Below are 17,347 nucleotides of genomic sequence, written 5' to 3'. Positions count from 1 at the left end.
ACAAATGGATAAGGTGCAATGAGATATCTCATTGCACCTTAGTTTTAAACATCGTTCGAATTAGTGACTGATCTATTATTTATAAAATAACATGATCAATCTTTTTGAATTCAGGCAAATTATAGAAATAAAGCCCCATAATAATACCGATAGAGCCCACAAAGGCAATATATAGCGCTGGCGAGAAACTGATGAGTGTCGTGGCGTAACCAAGACCAAAGGGTATCAGCACACCCACGATACCGTAGGTAATATTATAACAAAAAGAAATGCCGGTGAGACGTACATTGGTCGGAAATAGCTGCACTAAAATGGCAGGGATCATGCCCATGATACCGGCACAGAACCCTAGCAATGCATACATGATTAAGATATAGTCGCCACCCGCCTGCAGATGATAAAAGAACGCCAGTGTTTGAGCGATAAGTAAAACAGAACCAATGACCAAAATTTTACCAAAGTTCTCATGGGTCGAGATCATGCCATAAAAGACACAGCCAAGAACCATAAATACGATGCCCAAGCTATGAGAAAAGCTAAACAAATCACTGTCTAAAGTAAAGTTGATTTCTATTAGTTCTGGCAGTAGTAGGACAATGACAGAGGTGATACTAGATATCACTATAGTCAGTACCATACTGACAAAGATAGAATGTTTGCAGCGCTTGAATAATACCGTAAATGGTCTACCTAGATTCTTACCAGTTTTTGGCTTATCTAACGCCAAGAAAAACGGAGTCTCTTTAACCAATCGCCATACCAACAATGGCAGACAGGTTAGTAAGGCGCCAACAAAAAACGGCAAACGCCAGCCATAATCAGTCAGCTGTACGGTGGTCATAAAGTCAGTCAGCCACAGAAAAAACGCATTAGAGAACAGTACACCTACCAAAAAGCTAGCCGTAACGTAGCTACAAGCCACTGACAAATACTGCCGAGGGACATGCTCCGCCACAAATACCCAAGATAGCGGTGCGTAAAGACCAAATGCCATACCTTGTATGATTCTCAGCAATATGAATAACGCAGGTGCAAGCGCACCCCACTGCGCATAAGTAGGCAGACACGCCATTGCGAGCAAGCTACCTGCCGTAACGATTATGCTCAGGAAAAAGGTCGGCTTTCGACCTTTGAGATCACCATAACGCCCGAACACAATACCACCAAATGGCCGAGCCAAGTAACCAATGACAAACAGCCCCATTCCTTGCAGCTTAGCAACCGTAGGATCGTTATTAGCGGGGAAAATAGCAGCTGAGACAATGTCTGCAATGTACAAATAAATCAAGAAATCAAAAAAGATTACAGCGCTGACAAAGCTTACGAATATGACTGTATTTTTGTCTTTTTTAGACATCAGGGCGTATTGAGAACGAGTCGGCATAATAGATCACGCATCCACGGAGTAAAGTGGTCATTAAGACGATCATCGTTTAGATAATCGGCCATGATAAAAACCGGCAAATCAAAGTATATAAACAATGATTCGCCGGAACAGTAATTTTGTGTATTGTAATAAGAACTTTGATTACAGGATTTGGCTTTTAACAAAAGCAAAACTGCACATCCTGCAATTTTAGGGACTATTTAGAAAAGAGTTTACATATTACAGTAGCCAGTCAATGGGTAACCAAGACATAATAGTAAGCCAGATATGATCACTCATATCGACCCGTGGCTCTGACTCGTAAACGACTTCTTTGCCATCTTCCATGGTGTGCCACTCCAAGCTACCGTTGTCTAGCAGCTTAACTTCATAAGCTTGGTTTAGTAAATCATCACTCAGCGCCCCATGCAGCTGTCTTGCCAACTCATCATCATTGATGATGACGCCCATCTCAGTATTGATATTGGCAGAGCGAGGGTCAACGTTGTAGGAACCGATAAACACTTGATAGTCGTCTACCGCAAACGTTTTTGCATGTAGGCTGGTTGATGACTGACTGCGTGCACGCCAGAGTTTATTGTCACGTTTTTCTTCAGCTGCCGTTGATTTTAGCTCGTATATTTTTACGCCTGACCGCAGCAGGCTAGGGCGCCATTGACTATAACCAGAATGAACAGCGGTCACGTCGGTCGCATCAAATGAGTTGGTTAATATTTTGATATCAACGCCAGATTTGGCGAGCTTCACCAAAGTATCGACCCCATCTTTGGTCGGGACAAAATAAGACGAGATGATGGTCAGTTTTTTGGTTGGGCTACCGAGTAACGTACGCAGTTGATGCACCAAGTTGGTCTCAGATGAGACGCTTTTGGACAGCTTGCCAACATCGTCACTCAAAAACTGCATGTCTGTCCAACGAAATGGTACACGCTTGTTGATCAGATCAGTGTCTATCGTCGAGTCTTTGATGGCGGCTTTATAAACCGTCAAGCTACTGCCTTCGTTATTTTCCTCATCTATACCCAGCTTGTCTAATGCCTTCAAAAAATCAGGCGTGACGTCATCGTCGAACTTGGCTAAAGTTTCGATGTCAAACGACAGTGGCGATGACCAGTAACTGGCAAAGCTATTATCAATGTCTGCGACGACTTTACCAATCAGTAAAACATCCAAATCCGCAAACTGGCTGCTTTGATCGTTACTCATGTACTCATTACCGATATTACGTCCGCCGATAACGGTAATCTGTTTATCAAACGTCATGCTTTTATTGTGCATACGGCGATTGATACGCGGCAAACCTGTGACGTAGTTCAATGTTGAAAACTTACGGTGCATTAATGGGTTGATGATACGCACCGCGATATTAGGGTGGCTCGCAAAACGTAATAGGTGCTGATCAAACTTTGCACTGTTATTAAAATCATCCAACAACAAACGCACGATCACACCGCGCTCAGCCGCTTCCCACAAGTCTTTTAATAGCAGTTGGCCAGCCTGATCATTATGCCAAATATAATACTGCGCATCGATATTGCGCGTGGCCATACCTGTTAAGATACTACGGGCGGCAAACGCATTTGCCCCAGTGACGATCGGATGATAGCCTGACAGATCAGGATGAATCTCATTTTGTGCTGTGATGGCGGTCACTAGATCAGTATTGTTGGTTGTAGTCGCTGTATTTTGCTCAATCTTTGGGCTGTCTTCTTGTTGGTATAAAGCATTGACTCGCGCTGATAACGCTTGGCTCTCAGGTAGATGTGGCTGTTTGGGTAGGCTCTGGCAAGCGCTCAGACCTAAAGTCAGCCCAAGTATCAGACTGAGCGATAAGCTGCTTGGTTCTATACTGAACATCGACATAACGAATTTACCTTGATGAGCCTAAATATACTGATAAATAAAATGCATGGATAAGTAATTTACTGAAATTGTTCATCTATTTTTAAGGATGATAGCATTGATTGGACGGTCTATAAAAATATCACCAACGCCAAAATTCAAATCGTCGCTAAGCTTAGCAGCTGTTAGCATATCTGCCTATTATAAATACGTTATTTTTGTTAGGTTTGACGATTGAGTTTATCGTGATTTATTGTCGGTTAAGCGGTTAAGTCTGCATAATGGCTGTCATATTGAACATCCAGTTATTTTAATAGGCAAAATTAATAATTAGAAGTTATCTGAAACCAGATGTGTGGAATAAGTCGGCATGTTATGATAACGCTGATGAATTTGCTTAATAATCAAAAAAATAAGCAGTCCTTTTATACCAACCAAAACAAAGCAACGGAACGTCTATGAGTCAGTCGCAAACGAAAGATGAGAATAATTTGAACCAAAAAAACTCAAACGATGGGTTAGATCCAAACTGGCGTAACGATGCCTTAGATTTAGGATTAGATTACGGTATGCAAACTATCGCCGTGCGCGCAGGTCAGCATCGTACCGATGAGGGCGAGCATTCAGAGCCGATTTTTACGACCAGCTCTTATGTTTATCAATCAGCCGCTGATGCTGCGGCACATTTTGACGGTACAAAGACAGGAAACGTTTACTCTCGTCATACCAACCCAAGCGTCCGTACTTTTGAGCGTCGTCTCGCCGCGCTAGAAAACGGTGAACGTGCGGTTGCAACGGCCTCTGGTATGGGTGCAATCCTGACCATGTGCTTGGCATATCTAAAAGCGGGTGACCATCTGCTCGCTGCCAATCAGTTATTTGGCTCGTCTATTGGGCTGTTTAATAACTATATGGCCAAGTTTGGCGTTGAAGTTAGCTATGTTGATTGCTTTGACAATGAGGCATGGGCCAATGCCGTTCAACCAAACACCAAAGTGATCTATTGTGAAAGCCCAAGTAATCCACTGGCGCAGATTTGCGATATCGGTTATTTGAGCACGCTTTGCAAAGCCAATGACATACTACTGGTCGTTGATAACTGCTTTGCCACGCCAGCATTGCAGCGCCCTCTAGATTTGGGTGCCGATGTCGTTATTCACTCTGCGACCAAGTACTTAGACGGTCAGGGCCGAGTACTTGGCGGGGCGTTGGTTGGTAGTGACAAACTCATGCAAGAAGCGTTTACCGTAGTGCGCTCAGGCGGTATCAGCATGAGCCCGTTTAATGCTTGGGTATTTACCAAGGGGCTTGAAACGCTAAAACTCCGAATGCAAGCGCATTGTAACAATGCCAATCAAGTCGCAGAATTTTTGGTCAATCATCCTAATGTCAGTACCGTACATTTCTCCGGCCTAAGTGACCATCCTGCACATGAGCTCGCCACACGCCAGCATCATATGAAAGACGGTTACGGTGCTATCATGGGTTTTGAAGTCAAAGCATCTGACAGCCGCGATACGAAAGAAGCGGCTTGGCATGTGATTGACTCGACTCAAATGGTCTCTATCACCAACAACTTGGGCGATGCAAAAACCACGATTACGCATCCTGCGACGACCACGCATTTTCGCCTAACCCCTGAGGCGCGTGCTGAAGCTGGCGTGAAAGACGGTCTGATTCGTCTATCAGTCGGTTTGGAAGATGTCGAAGATATTATCAAAGATTTGGCGCGTGGTTTAGACAGTTTGTAAAGATAGCGGTATAATGCCGTCAGTATTTTATTTTACACTTTAAAGTATCCCATTTATTATTATAAGACAAAGAGGCAGCTATGAACATTCAAGCATTGATGCAACAAGCACAAACGATGCAAAAGAAAGTAGAAGCAAACGTTGAAAATGCTAAGAAAGAGCTTGCGAACAAAGAAGTTCAAGCAGAAGCGGGCAGTGGTCTGGTTAAAGTCACCATGACTGGTCGCCATGTGGTCAAGCGTTTGACCATCGATCCAAGTCTGCTAGAAGATGAGCCAGATATGATCGAAGATCTTATCGCTGCCGCTATCAATGATGCGGTGCGTCAAGCGGATGAGCTATACGAAGAAACCATGGCTGGCGCGACCTCAGGTATGGGTCTGCCACCAGGTATGCAAGGTATGTTCTAAGCATTAAATACTTTAGACTGAACACAAAAATGGGGTTGTTATCGGCACGATACGACCCCATTTTTATAGCTACGATTTATAAATTTAGTTAAATAAAGTCAACTAAAGGAAAGCCACTTTGCTTACAGCCAAATTTGATCAGCTGGTCAAACAGCTGCGTATATTGCCAGGCGTCGGTCAAAAAAGTGCCCAACGAATGGCGCTACATTTGCTTAGTAAAAAACGTCCGCAAGGCATGGCGCTTGCCCAAGCACTAGATGAAGCCATGCGCGATATCGTTGAATGTCAGCGCTGTCATAGCTTTAGTGATGAAGCGGTGTGTCCTCTATGCCAAGACCCTAGACGTGATGATGGGCTGCTGTGTGTGGTCGAGACAGCAGCAGATGTGATGGCAATCGAGCAAACGGCAGGGTATCGTGGTCGCTATTTTGTGCTTGGCGGACACTTATCCCCGATTGATGGAATCAGTGCAGATGACTTAAATATTGATCAGCTGGTATGGCGAGTCAAACAAGAGCCTGTTGAAGAGATTATACTGGCAACAGGTACGACGGTTGAAGGCCAGACCACCGCACATTTTATTAGCGAGGCCGTCAGTCGTCATGTCAATAAAGTCACACGTTTGGCACAAGGGATACCGATGGGCGGCGAGCTTGAGTATCTAGATAGTATGACGCTGGGTCAAGCCATGCAAAACCGCTCTTTTTTATAAGGTTTTGCTGACATCAAAGTCTTACCCATTTCATTTCGTGAAATTGTTATAATTGCTTTATTATTGTTCTCCTTTTTCATTTTATTAAGACGCAGTATCGCGTTTTATTTTCTCCTATTTATGCAGGTATCTGCCCGTGTCCAACAACGTTTCAAACGCTTCAGTCAAATCAAACCCTTCAGTCAAATCAAACCCTTCTGAGATTACTGATAACTCATCACAAAAAGCAGCTAATACTGAGATGACATCAGTGGCGACACCTTCGGAATCAAATGATGATGCACTGGATGTTGATGCAATTGATATCGATGCACTGTTGGATGTCGCTGATGCTGTTGATGTCACATGGGTGCGTGAGCAGCACCAATTGGCTGAGGTGATCAATGCCTTGGCAACTTGTGGCCGCGTCGCACTAGATACTGAGTTTATCAAACGCGACACTTACTATCCGCGTTTGGCACTCGTACAGTTAAATACGGGTAATCACGTGTATTTACTAGATGCGCCTGAGTTGCAACTGTCTGAGCTGTGGGAGGCCTTGCGCCAAGTCGATGTGGCCATCTGGCATGCTTGCGGCGAAGATTTAGGCATTTTTTATCTGCTATCTGGTTGTCCACCATTGACCAATATTTTTGATACGCAAATTGCGTTGTCTTATTTAACCGGTCAATTACAAATGGGCTATCAGCAGGCATTGGCAGATCAGCTAGATATGCATATCGATAAAGAGCACAGTCAGTCTGATTGGCTCCAGCGCCCGTTGACAGACGAGCAAGAGCAATATGCCATCGATGATGTGCGTTATTTGCCAGCGCTGTATCTCAGTATCGAACATGCGCTTAAGGCACAAGGCCTATACGATTACGTCTGGGCGGATTGTCAGCTCTACGCCAGTGATTTGTATGACTTGCAGCACGTCGAAGATGAAGCGATGTATCTGACGATGGCAGATTATCGCTATAACTCACAGCAAATGGCGATACTCAAAGGGATTGCGACGTGGCGAGAAGAGCTGGCACGTGCGACCAATCAGCCGCGTACGTTTATCATCAAAAAGCAAGCGGTACGCGAGATCGTCACTGAAAAACCAAACAGCATGCGTGAGCTGGCGCACAAAACGACGATGCACCGTAGTATGCTGCGTCTCTATGGTGAAGAGCTGCTTAAGATAATAAGAAACGCCAAAAACCTACCACCTGCCGAGCATCCAGCTTGTCTTGTGCCGCCATATCGCTCAAAAAACAAAATCCTGTCAAAAGCAGTGCAGCAAGCGATTGATGATCACGCTAAGGCTATCGGCATGCCTAGCAGCGTTTTAATGCGCAAAAAATGGCTAGGACAGTTGTATGAAGTGATTGCTCTTGATAAAAATCTCAGCGAACTGCCACAAGGTCTCAAAGGTTGGCGCAATGACTGGGTCGTCCAGACGTTGATTCCAGTGATCAGCAAGCATAAAACTGAATTGCAGCAAGGGATGGGTATTAGATAGCAAATACAGCCAACTCAAAAAATTGATGCCTAATTTCACATTGCTTGTTTTTTAAATCAATTTTTTTTAAATCAATCAATGGCAGCATCAATTTTCTCTCTATCGATAAATGGCCGTTTTGACAATCTTGCTTATACTTTTGCTCGGTCATATCTATTCCATTATTCGCTGTCATCTAGAGCATTTTAGGTATTAAAAACATGCCCTAGCGTTCAAACTCACCATTTTCTAAAAAGTAAATCACTTGCCGAGCCACTTCTTTATCGACCAGCATGCCTGTATGGGTCACAGGCAGTACGATATGGTCGTTGGCGCAGTCAAGACGTGTTTCGCTGACGTAAACTGTACCATCATGAGCACAGTTTTCTGTGGCTGCTGATTCGCTTTCTTTATTCAGTTTGCGATTATGATATTGCAAAAAAGGTTGTCCTAAGCCGCGCGGTTTATCGCCTGCAATCACGCCTATATGAATATGTTCAGGACAGGACGTCGCTGTACCATCGAGCGCATCAGCATAAGATCGTCCTACAATTAAAGGGCTCAAACGCCATACGTAATCCGCGCAAACACTTCCCACATGCGGCGTGCCCAGCGTGACGCAGCGCCCAATTTGCCACTTGGGATAATTGGCCAAAAAATCACGAATAATCAATCCACCCAAGCTATGACCGACCAAATCTATTGGCTGATCAGGGTTGTGGTTGGCACTCAGCCACTCATGTAGTCGCTGGCTGTTGGTTTTGATACCGTCGCGCATGCTGCGATAGCTGTATTGATGGGTGGCAAAACCTTGCGCTTGTAAACGCTTCGCTAATGGACGCATCATCCAAGTCGTTTGATGCAAACCATGTATCAAAATCACAAGGTTTTTTCGTTTAGGCGCTTTTTGTGCCATGTCTTTTTGTTGCATAACAATATCCAAATGAGTAGCATTATAAGATTTTTTTATCGACGCTTGTTTATAAAAATGAGCGGATAGACAGACATCTTATATTAGCGCTTTAGGGGTAAGGGTTGTCAAATTATCTAAATTTTTAATTTCAATATTAGCTATTTTTTCGCTGTCAGGTTGTACTACTTATAGTGAATTCAGTATAAAAACGATACAGTGGGACTGGGATAAATTTTACGCAGCATCGAGCAGCGTAGGCACAGCACGAAAGGAGAATTTAGACCAGTTCCACCTTGATATATAATGTATCTGTTTTATTTAGGATTGACTATATAGAGTAGATAGAGCACTAATTGTTAAGGTGGAGATGCCAGAAATGATAGTAGTAAGCGAACCTATACCAGCTAAGACACCTCTACAAATTGCTACTTGGTCCCCAACTAAATATGATGGTCGATTTACAGCGATGACAGCGGGATATTTGACAGTTATTAATAACTATCTTGCTTTAACTAGAGATAATGAAGAAGTAATGACACAGGACAATACTCTTTTATTAGTATTAGCGAATACTTTCTTTTCGTGGGAGGCGGATAAAGAGATTATGTTATTTGAAGGTAAGTCCTATAAGGTCGGCGATGCGCTTTATCTTGGTGGTGCGGCGTTTACTTATCCCAATGCTAATATTACAGATCAGATAAAAGTGAACTGGATAGACTGTGGCTTGAATAAAGGATGGTTGGGCGGTTAAGTCTCATTGATAGTGTCAAAATTTAACAATGCATGCATAAAACAAAACCGCCAAATCAGCGACTGATTTGGCGGTTTTTTATAAAATAAACGAGCAGTTATCGAAAATGATCATTACATATAGTTTTCGATACTTGGGCAAGAACACATAAGGTTCTTGTCACCGTACGCATCATCGACGCGTGCCACACTTGGCCAGAACTTGTTTGCACGGATGTAAGGCAGTGGGAACGCAGCAGTCTCACGGCTGTATGGATGCGTCCATTCTTCATTAGTAATCTTAGCAGCCGTATGCGGTGCATTGACCAATGGGTTGTCTTCTAGCGTCCAGTTGTCTTCGCCCGCTTTTGCTTTCATCGCTTCAGCTTTGATAGATTTCAGCGCACTGATAAAACGATCCAACTCCTCGACAGACTCAGACTCTGTGGGCTCAATCATCAGTGTGCCTGCGACTGGGAAGCTCATCGTTGGTGAGTGAAAACCGTAATCCATCAAGCGCTTAGCAATATCGCTTTCAGTGATGCCAGTCTCTTCTTTTAACGGACGAATATCGATGATACATTCGTGAGCCACGCGGCCGTTTTTACCTGTATATAATACAGGGTAGTGGTCTTTTAGCTGGGCGGCTACATAGTTAGCGTTTAGCAGGGCAAGCTCGGTTGCTTTTAGTAGGCCATCGCGGCCCATCATAGTGATATACATCCATGAGATAGGTAAGATGCTCGCTGAACCATAAGGCGCAGCCGATACCGCTGAGCAGTCTTTTTGCGCGTTATGCACAGGGCTTAGCGTATGGTTTGCCATGAATGGTGCCAAATGCGCCTTCATACCGATAGGACCCATACCTGGACCGCCGCCGCCATGCGGGATACAGAAGGTTTTGTGCAGGTTCATATGTAGTACATCAGCACCAACGTCTGCAGGCTGCATCATGCCTACCTGAGCATTCATGTTGGCGCCATCCATATAGACCTGACCACCGTGCTTGTGAGTCAAATCACAGATATGACGGATGCCTTCTTCAAACACGCCATGAGTCGATGGGTACGTGATCATTAAAGCGCCCAAACGCTCGCTGTGCTCTTCACACTTGGCGGTTAAATCCTCAATATCAACGTTGCCGTTTTCATCGGTTTTGACCACGACGACTTTCATACCCATCATCATGGCAGTAGCAGGGTTGGTACCGTGCGCTGACATTGGAATGAGGCACACATCGCGATCGGTTTCGCCCAATGACTCATGATAACGGCGAATCGCGAGCAGACCAGCATATTCACCAGAAGCGCCAGAGTTTGGCTGCATAGAGACATCATCAAAACCAGTGATGGCTTTTAATTGATCTTGTAAGCTATCGATCATCGCAATATAGCCTGTGACTTGGTCACGCGGTGCGAATGGATGCACATTGGCAAACTCAGGCCAAGTAATCGGTAGCATCTCACTGGTGGCATTCAACTTCATGGTGCAGCTGCCTAGTGAAATCATGCTGCGGTTCATCGCTAGATCTTTGTCTTCAAGCGACTTTAGGTAGCGTAGCATTTCATGCTCGGTATGATGCGAGTTGAATACTGGATGAGTCAAGATGTCATCCGTACGCAGGTGTGCGCTGTCAAGTGAGATGCGAGCGGTTTCAGGTAGATCGTGTGACTTGTTGACGAATAACTGAGTCAATACGCCAAAATCTTGCTGATCACTGGTTTCACTAAAGGCAACGCTCAATTTGGTGTCGCTTAGACGCCATAAGTTGTAGCCAACGTTGTCTGCATTTTTAAAGATTTGCGTAGCTAGCTTCTCTGAGCCGCAATCAACCACGACTGTATCGAAGAATTGATCGTGTACCACGCTTAAGCTGCTGTCATTCGCTGCTGTGATGGCATCAGCAAAGGCGGTGGCAAACGCATGGATACGAGTCGCAATACGCTTCACGCCACTTGGGCCATGATAGACGGCATACATACCAGCGAGATTGGCGAGCAATACCTGCGAAGTACAGATGTTTGAGTTGGCTTTTTCGCGGCGGATATGCTGCTCACGCGTCTGTAGCGCCATACGTAATGCGGTATTGCCTTGTGCGTCTTTAGATACGCCAATGATACGACCAGGTGCTGAGCGTTTTGCTTTATCAGAGAATGCAAAGTAAGCAGCATGTGGGCCACCAAAGCCCATTGGAATACCGAAACGCTGTGTGCTACCTAGTGCTACGTCCGCACCCATATCGGCTGGTGATTTTAATAACACCAAGCTCATGATATCACTGACGACACTGACGTAAGTCTTGTTTTCTTTTACGGCCGCGATGACGTCTGTTAAGTCTTTAACGTCGCCTTCTACGCCAACATACTGGAATAGCGCACCGAAATAGTCGCCTGATTTGGCCGTTTCAAAATCACCCACGACCACGTCCCAACCAAAGTATTTCGCACGAGTATTGATGACATCTAGCGTTTGTGGATAGACGCGCTCATCGACGAAGTACTGCGTTGACTTGCTTTTGCTTACACGCTTTGACATCGCCATGGCTTCTGCTGCTGCCGTTGCTTCATCAAGCAGTGACGCACCAGCTAATTCAAGACCAGTCAAATCGATACAAACTTGTTGGAAGTTCAGCAATGCCTCCAAACGACCTTGAGCGATTTCTGCTTGGTAAGGGGTATAAGCGGTATACCAGCCTGGATTTTCAAGGACGTTACGCTGAATGACGGCAGGCATACGAACCGGAGAGTAGCCTTGACCGATATAGCTCTTATTGACGGTGATGTCATCTGCCATCGTGCGTAGTTTGGCAAGTGCCGCATGCTCACTCATTGCCACTGGCAAATCCAATTCTTTGTGCAAACGTACCGGCTCAGGCACAGTGTCATTGATAAAGCTTTGCATATCTTTATAACCAACAGCGCTGAGTAGGTCAGCTTGCTTGGTTTCGTTCGAACCTAAGTGGCGATAGACAAATTCAGCTTCGTTGAACAATCCTTGAAAGGTATCAAACGATGGGTTTTGAGAGATAGTCATGACAATCCTTGGTTAAGGGAGTAATAAACAAAATAGCAATTAAGAAAACATTGTGAGCAGTTAAGGAAACACTGTGAGCGGTACGTTATACGTAATGCACAAACTGTTTTTGGTCAAAGCGGAATTGGGTGTTGTAAACGCCATTGTCAGCACGCTCGCCTGCGCCAATCATCATAACGATATGATGGTCGTCGCTAAGATTGAGCAACGCTTTCATGGCAGGCTCATCAAAGCCGCCCATAGGACAGCTATCAAAACCATGAGCACGTAGTGCCAACATTAGGTTTTCGGCAGCAAGCGCGGTGTTATTGGTTGCCCAGTTTTTGGTATCCTCAAAGGTATAGTAAGGCGATTTGAGAGGGCCTTTGACGCGTCTGACCACTTGCGTGGCGCCCCATTTGGCAGCGGATATCACATTGGCAGGACCGCGCAAAAAGTCCAGCGTGACGACTTTGTTGTAGTAGTCTTTCACTTTCTTAGGGACTGGCTGATCAGGGTATTCGCGCAATATTTGCTGAGCATGCTCATGCCAGATGTCGGTGCGAGCAACGATAGCGATTAAGCGCGCCGATGTTTTTGCCGCGTTTTGGTTCATACAGTTTTTGATGGCGCGTTTGCGATTATCAGCATCATCGATAACATAAAACTCCCACGGCTGTAGGTTGCTAGAGTTTGGTGCTAGCATGGCCAAACGCAGACAGTCTGCCAGTACGTCGTCAGGGATGGGCGTGTCAGTAAAACGGCGCACGGAACGGCGTGATTCTACGATATCGCGAAAGGCTTGTAGCTGCGGTGTATGGTTTGGTGTGGCGATGGGGTCTTTATTATCGGTGTTGGTATTCATATTAGGATCCATGCTGAGAATTGGGTTATCAGTTTGCGTCGTTATTGATAGCACGTATTCATTGGAATTCGAAGAGGTGATCAATACGAGTCAATGAGATAACGCTTGAGAGCAATAACATCGGACGATAATGGTTTTTGGTGGTCTATATATAAAGCTGCTTTGTTATCAAAGGCGTCATCTATGAATCAACCTTGCTGATAAGAAAGGGGTATCAAATAGGAGATGTAGATACCCGCTTTTGCCAGTATCTACAAGTTTGGCTGCTATTTTGGTTTGGCTACTGTCTTTCTGCTATACAGAGGTGGTTATTATAATTCGCTTTCGTACTCGTCAGCGGTCATCAGTGCTTCATAGTCAGCGATGTTGTCAGGCTTCACTTTAAAGAACCAGCCTTCACCATATGGGTCAGAGTTGATGATTTCAGGATCATCTTCTAGTGCTTCGTTGATAGCGATGACTTCGCCTGAGATAGGCGCGTATACGTCAGAGGCGGCTTTTACTGATTCAACAACTGAGATTTCGTCGTCAACAGCGATAATATCGCCCACTTCTGGTAGCTCAACAAACACCACATCACCCAATAGGTCTTGAGCATGGTCAGTGATACCAACAGTGATCGTACCGTCGTCTTCTAGGCGCAGCCACTCGTGACTTGCAATATATTTTAGCTCTGCTGGGATGTTGCTCATGGTCTCTCTCCTAAATGATAGAGGTTAATTAACAAAAATAATGGAGGCTGGGCGTGTCGTCGTTTTTATCATTATGTCTAAAACGACAATGCGCTCTAATAATAAGATTTATAAGACCTACGAGTCAAACTGTTGCTTGCCGTTACGGACAAAAGGCAGCTTTAATACGCGTACATCGACGAATTTACCTTTGCCGCGTAGATCGACCTGTACGTGATCATCTTCTGATAAGCTGGCAGGCACGCGAGCAATCGCAATGGAGTTTTTTAGGCTAGGGGAGAATGTACCGCTGGTGATAAGGCCAGTTTGCTCATTGTTAGTGCCCTGATTGATAGTCACTGTCATGCCTTCACGCAATACGCCGCGCGTGGTCAATAGCAGACCTACTTGCTTCATAGCGGTGTTGTCTTCTTTTGCCTGCTTGCGTTTGCTGACCAAAGCGTCACGACCGACAAAGGCGCGATCGTCTTTTAGTGCAAGCGTCCAGCCCATATTGCACTCATAAGGGCTAACATTCTCATCCATGTCATGGCCATATAGGTTCATGCCCGCTTCCATACGCAAGGTATCACGTGCGCCAAGACCGGCAGGTTTGATGCCATTTGTTTTTAGCTGCTCAAAAAAAGCAGGGGCATCATCGGCATGCATAATGACTTCGACGCCATCTTCACCAGTATAGCCAGTACGAGCCACAAACCAATCGGTGCCTTCGATATCGGTCAAGTCAGCGCCAACGAAAGGTTTTAGCCCAGCTAAGGTATCTGCCCAGTTTGGTTTGGCTTGAGCCAGTTTCTCAATAGCATTTGGCCCTTGAACGGCGAGCATGGCAAGCTCAGGACGCTCGGTAATCGCAATATCAAAGCCTTCAGCGACTTTATTAAACTGTGCTAAGTCTTTGTCACGAGTGGCTGCATTGGAGACGATACGGTACTCAGTTTCCTCTGCATTCATCAGATAGACGATCAAATCATCGATGACGCCGCCTTGCTCATTGAGCATGCCAGAGTACAGCGCTTTACCAGCGGTAGTGAGTTTGTTGACATCATTTGCGAGTAGTTTTTGGAGCCATGCTTTAGTATCTGCGCCTTTGATATCTGTGACAACCATATGTGAGACATCAAACATACCGGCATCTGTCCGTACCGCGTCGTGCTCTTCGATTTGTGAACCGTAATGAATTGGCAATTCCCAACCAGAAAAATCGACCAATTTGCCCTCACTATCAAGATGAGACTGGTAAAAAGGGGTGCGCTTAGGGGTTTGGGTGTTGCTAGAGTCTTGAGAGTGGGTATCAGTCATAACAAATCCTTATGTGTACATCAGTCGTACTCGATAGAGTAGAGTGGTGTGCAACGTAAAAGTAGCGAGAAGCAATATTGCAAGGCGCAATATTACATCAAAGGGTGACACAGAAAGCAAAGATAAAGACGTAGGCCAAACAGACGCTGAACGTCGGTTTAAGCTAAAGCCCTATCTGTCCTGTGACCTGAGATTTTCAACACGCCTCATTTGTGAGCAATTATATAAAGCTCCAATGAATGATTGCGTATTTTCTCCCCTTCGGTGGGTAAGACGTCGTCCGTTCTTACCACTCTCCAGATTTGTTATGTCTGACGTTTGATAAAGTAGTGCGCTATGAGCGTGATGCTAGCAAACACTACCAAACAACAGTGACATGTGTTTTTCAGTCCTTTTACCTGAGCGATTGGCAGGGTGGATGCGCCTTCGGTGGTCGTATGGCAGTTGTCAGTTTGTATCACCAATAGGGTTTGATACAAAATCTGTGCCGACAGACTCTCTCCTGAAAAACGCTTTTATTATGAAAGGTTCAAAGCGCTTTTACAAGTCATCACCGCCATTAAAACAAATAAATTTGGCAAAAATGTGTGCTCATTAGGACATTTGCTCACCAAAGACGCTTAGCAAGATAGTGTTTTTTATCTCTATCAGCCGTTTTGAGAATCAATAAAATGATGTATGGGCGCAAAAATTACCATAGCAACACGCAAAGCGACTACTGGTGTTTGCCTGAAATATGCTAACCTACGACCATAGTTTCTGATAGGTGGTTTTTATGCATTGCGATATTTATAAATTTCCCAAACATGACGACATGTATGTATATATTGCGCGCCCTGAATATCCTGATGATACCGATGAGATCAAAGATTGGCTTGGCGTACTGCCAAAGGACTTTCGTGCAGGGTTGGGCCGTAGCCAGTTTGTCATGCATCTTGATTTGGCGGCGACGCCCACTCTGGCGCGTGTTGATAAAGAAGAAGTACTGGCAAAGCTAGCGTCCCAAGGTTATTTTGTGCAGATGCCACCGCAAGATGTCATGCGCCGCCAAGCAGAGCTACGCGCTCGTGAAGCGCAGGACAATATCTACGACTAGATACATTTTACCACTAGATAACATTGACGATTGGTACGCTTATTGATAAGACGGTTGTGGCAAGATGATTGAGAGAATGGTCTTTACAATGCCATGGACAAAACACTCATGACACATTTGGTCACATGCATTTGGGTAGAAAGTCGTGATAAACTGACACCCCATGACATCCACATAAAAAAATACAGATAGAAACGCACATGATGTGTGCATCGATACTGTATTTGATCTTATTTTGGTACGACAGAACGCACCATACACTGCTAGGCACATAACGTGTCAACGGTGATAAACGCAGGTAGTGAAACACGTATGGATTGGTTAAAAAATATTTTGCACAGCTTACCATTAGAATCTATTAGTGACATTCTCGGTGAGATTGCTATTTGGTGGGGCCAAATGGTGAAAGATGTACCGCCCGCCGATTTGCCAATGTATGCGTATCTTGGTGGTTCCATTTTGGTATTGGTGTTATGGTTGCTAGTCGCTCGCATATTGCCAAAACCACTGGGCGGTATGAGTTGGATGATACTGTTTGCAGTGTTATTGGCACCCGGCACAGCGCTTGGTGACTCTAGTGAAATTGCACCAGCCAGTATCAGCGTCGTCTACGCTGTTATGAGGAAGGACTTTGCAGGCGCGATTGCCAATATGCTGCCAATATTGGTGGTACTGGTCATCGGTTTGTTTATCGGTTTTATGTGGCAGCTGATACGCGGCGCATTCGCATCGAGCTTGGACAAAGCCCGCAGCCGTACGGCAGAGGATACGCAAGCGACAATGCAACTGACGACCGGCAGTTATTTGGCAGAAGGTTCTACGTTGACTGAGCAGTCTGATGATACGGCCCTAGCCGCTAAGCCTGAGAGCAGTAATACTAAAAGTCATGTTGACTTAAAAAAACAGAATGGCTTGTCTAAGAATACTGATGCTGACAATCGCTAAAACGCTGAAGTCTGTTTGTACGGTGTAATAAATAAGCAGGCGAGCCAGTAAAGTAATCGAGTAATGATAAAAAAAGACACCCATGCGTGTCTTTTTTTATGCCAAATCGTCTGGCAACCTTATGAATTATTGAGAATTATGAGAGGCACCCAACCATTGCTCACAAAGGCGAACGCATGAGTATTTTGGCAATGCCTCAGGCTGTGCTAATCTAATTTATCTTTTA

Annotated in this window: 15 protein-coding genes and 2 riboswitches; of the genes, 7 read left to right on the top strand and 8 right to left on the bottom strand. The window is 44.9% G+C overall.

The window, feature by feature from the left end:
* Positions 1–79: 79 nt before the first annotated feature.
* Together CUR83_RS09190 and CUR83_RS09185 are read right to left on the bottom strand one after the other, a co-directional pair.
* Positions 80–1,384: an MFS transporter gene (locus CUR83_RS09190; protein ID WP_093068129.1), complete on the bottom strand. Its 1,305-nt coding sequence runs from the start codon at positions 1,382–1,384 to the stop codon at positions 80–82.
* 222 nt (positions 1,385–1,606) lie between these two features.
* The gene (locus tag CUR83_RS09185; protein WP_284719520.1) at positions 1,607–3,250 is read right to left on the bottom strand and encodes a phospholipase D family protein; all 1,644 of its coding nucleotides are present in this window, start codon (positions 3,248–3,250) and stop codon (positions 1,607–1,609) included.
* 437 nt (positions 3,251–3,687) lie between these two features.
* On the opposite strand from CUR83_RS09185, the gene CUR83_RS09180 reads away from it, so the two are divergent.
* From CUR83_RS09180 to CUR83_RS09165, 4 genes are all read left to right on the top strand, one after another.
* Positions 3,688–4,980: an O-succinylhomoserine sulfhydrylase gene (locus CUR83_RS09180; protein ID WP_071001885.1), complete on the top strand. Its 1,293-nt coding sequence runs from the start codon at positions 3,688–3,690 to the stop codon at positions 4,978–4,980.
* An 80-nt stretch (positions 4,981–5,060) separates the two neighbouring features.
* A complete protein-coding gene (locus CUR83_RS09175; RefSeq protein WP_025651278.1) occupies positions 5,061–5,390 on the top strand; it encodes a YbaB/EbfC family nucleoid-associated protein in 330 nt (109 codons plus the stop codon).
* Between the two features lie 118 nt (positions 5,391–5,508).
* Entirely contained in the window at positions 5,509–6,102 is a 594-nt protein-coding gene (gene recR / locus CUR83_RS09170) for a recombination mediator RecR (protein WP_071001884.1), read from the top strand.
* Between the two features lie 136 nt (positions 6,103–6,238).
* Positions 6,239–7,591, top strand: a complete 1,353-nt coding sequence (locus CUR83_RS09165; RefSeq protein WP_227674254.1) for a ribonuclease D — start codon at positions 6,239–6,241, stop codon at positions 7,589–7,591.
* Here CUR83_RS09165 and CUR83_RS09160 read toward each other — a convergent pair.
* Together CUR83_RS09160 and CUR83_RS09155 are read right to left on the bottom strand one after the other, a co-directional pair.
* Complete coding sequence (locus tag CUR83_RS09160) at positions 7,584–7,742, bottom strand: hypothetical protein (RefSeq protein ID WP_156770969.1); 159 nt, start codon at positions 7,740–7,742, stop codon at positions 7,584–7,586. The two genes, CUR83_RS09165 and CUR83_RS09160, sit on opposite strands and share 8 nt — an antisense overlap.
* Before the next feature lie 54 nt (positions 7,743–7,796).
* Entirely contained in the window at positions 7,797–8,501 is a 705-nt protein-coding gene (locus tag CUR83_RS09155) for a lipase family alpha/beta hydrolase (RefSeq protein ID WP_227674255.1), read from the bottom strand.
* Positions 8,502–8,850: 349 nt separating this feature from the next.
* Between CUR83_RS09155 and CUR83_RS09150 the strand changes: the two genes are divergently transcribed.
* Complete coding sequence (locus CUR83_RS09150) at positions 8,851–9,234, top strand: hypothetical protein (protein WP_093068134.1); 384 nt, start codon at positions 8,851–8,853, stop codon at positions 9,232–9,234.
* A gap of 113 nt (positions 9,235–9,347) precedes the next feature.
* Here the strand turns inward: CUR83_RS09150 and gcvP are convergent, their stop codons facing one another.
* From gcvP to gcvT, 4 genes are all read right to left on the bottom strand, one after another.
* The gene (gene gcvP, locus CUR83_RS09145) at positions 9,348–12,245 is read right to left on the bottom strand and encodes an aminomethyl-transferring glycine dehydrogenase (protein ID WP_284719519.1); all 2,898 of its coding nucleotides are present in this window, start codon (positions 12,243–12,245) and stop codon (positions 9,348–9,350) included.
* Between the two features lie 85 nt (positions 12,246–12,330).
* Positions 12,331–13,089, bottom strand: coding sequence for a nitroreductase family protein (locus CUR83_RS09140; RefSeq protein ID WP_212564370.1), 759 nt, complete (start codon positions 13,087–13,089; stop codon positions 12,331–12,333).
* Positions 13,090–13,400: 311 nt separating this feature from the next.
* Positions 13,401–13,781: a glycine cleavage system protein GcvH gene (gene gcvH, locus CUR83_RS09135; RefSeq protein WP_071001880.1), complete on the bottom strand. Its 381-nt coding sequence runs from the start codon at positions 13,779–13,781 to the stop codon at positions 13,401–13,403.
* A 117-nt stretch (positions 13,782–13,898) separates the two neighbouring features.
* Positions 13,899–15,080, bottom strand: coding sequence for a glycine cleavage system aminomethyltransferase GcvT (gene gcvT / locus CUR83_RS09130; RefSeq protein WP_071001879.1), 1,182 nt, complete (start codon positions 15,078–15,080; stop codon positions 13,899–13,901).
* Positions 15,081–15,245: 165 nt separating this feature from the next.
* Positions 15,246–15,390, bottom strand: a riboswitch (glycine riboswitch).
* A gap of 66 nt (positions 15,391–15,456) precedes the next feature.
* A riboswitch (glycine riboswitch) is annotated at positions 15,457–15,595 on the bottom strand.
* A 260-nt stretch (positions 15,596–15,855) separates the two neighbouring features.
* Here gcvT and CUR83_RS09125 point away from each other — a divergent pair.
* Together CUR83_RS09125 and CUR83_RS09120 are read left to right on the top strand one after the other, a co-directional pair.
* Positions 15,856–16,176, top strand: a complete 321-nt coding sequence (locus tag CUR83_RS09125) for a YcgL domain-containing protein (protein WP_071001878.1) — start codon at positions 15,856–15,858, stop codon at positions 16,174–16,176.
* A 276-nt stretch (positions 16,177–16,452) separates the two neighbouring features.
* Positions 16,453–17,121 carry a hypothetical protein gene (locus tag CUR83_RS09120; RefSeq protein ID WP_284719518.1) on the top strand — a complete coding sequence of 223 codons (669 nt, stop codon included), beginning with the start codon at positions 16,453–16,455 and terminating at the stop codon, positions 17,119–17,121.
* The last annotated feature ends 226 nt before the right edge of the window (positions 17,122–17,347 follow it).

It is taken from the genome of Psychrobacter pocilloporae, from assembly GCF_029872915.1.
Lineage (GTDB): Bacteria > Pseudomonadota > Gammaproteobacteria > Pseudomonadales > Moraxellaceae > Psychrobacter > Psychrobacter pacificensis.
This window is presented reverse-complemented; position numbering and strand designations above follow the sequence as displayed.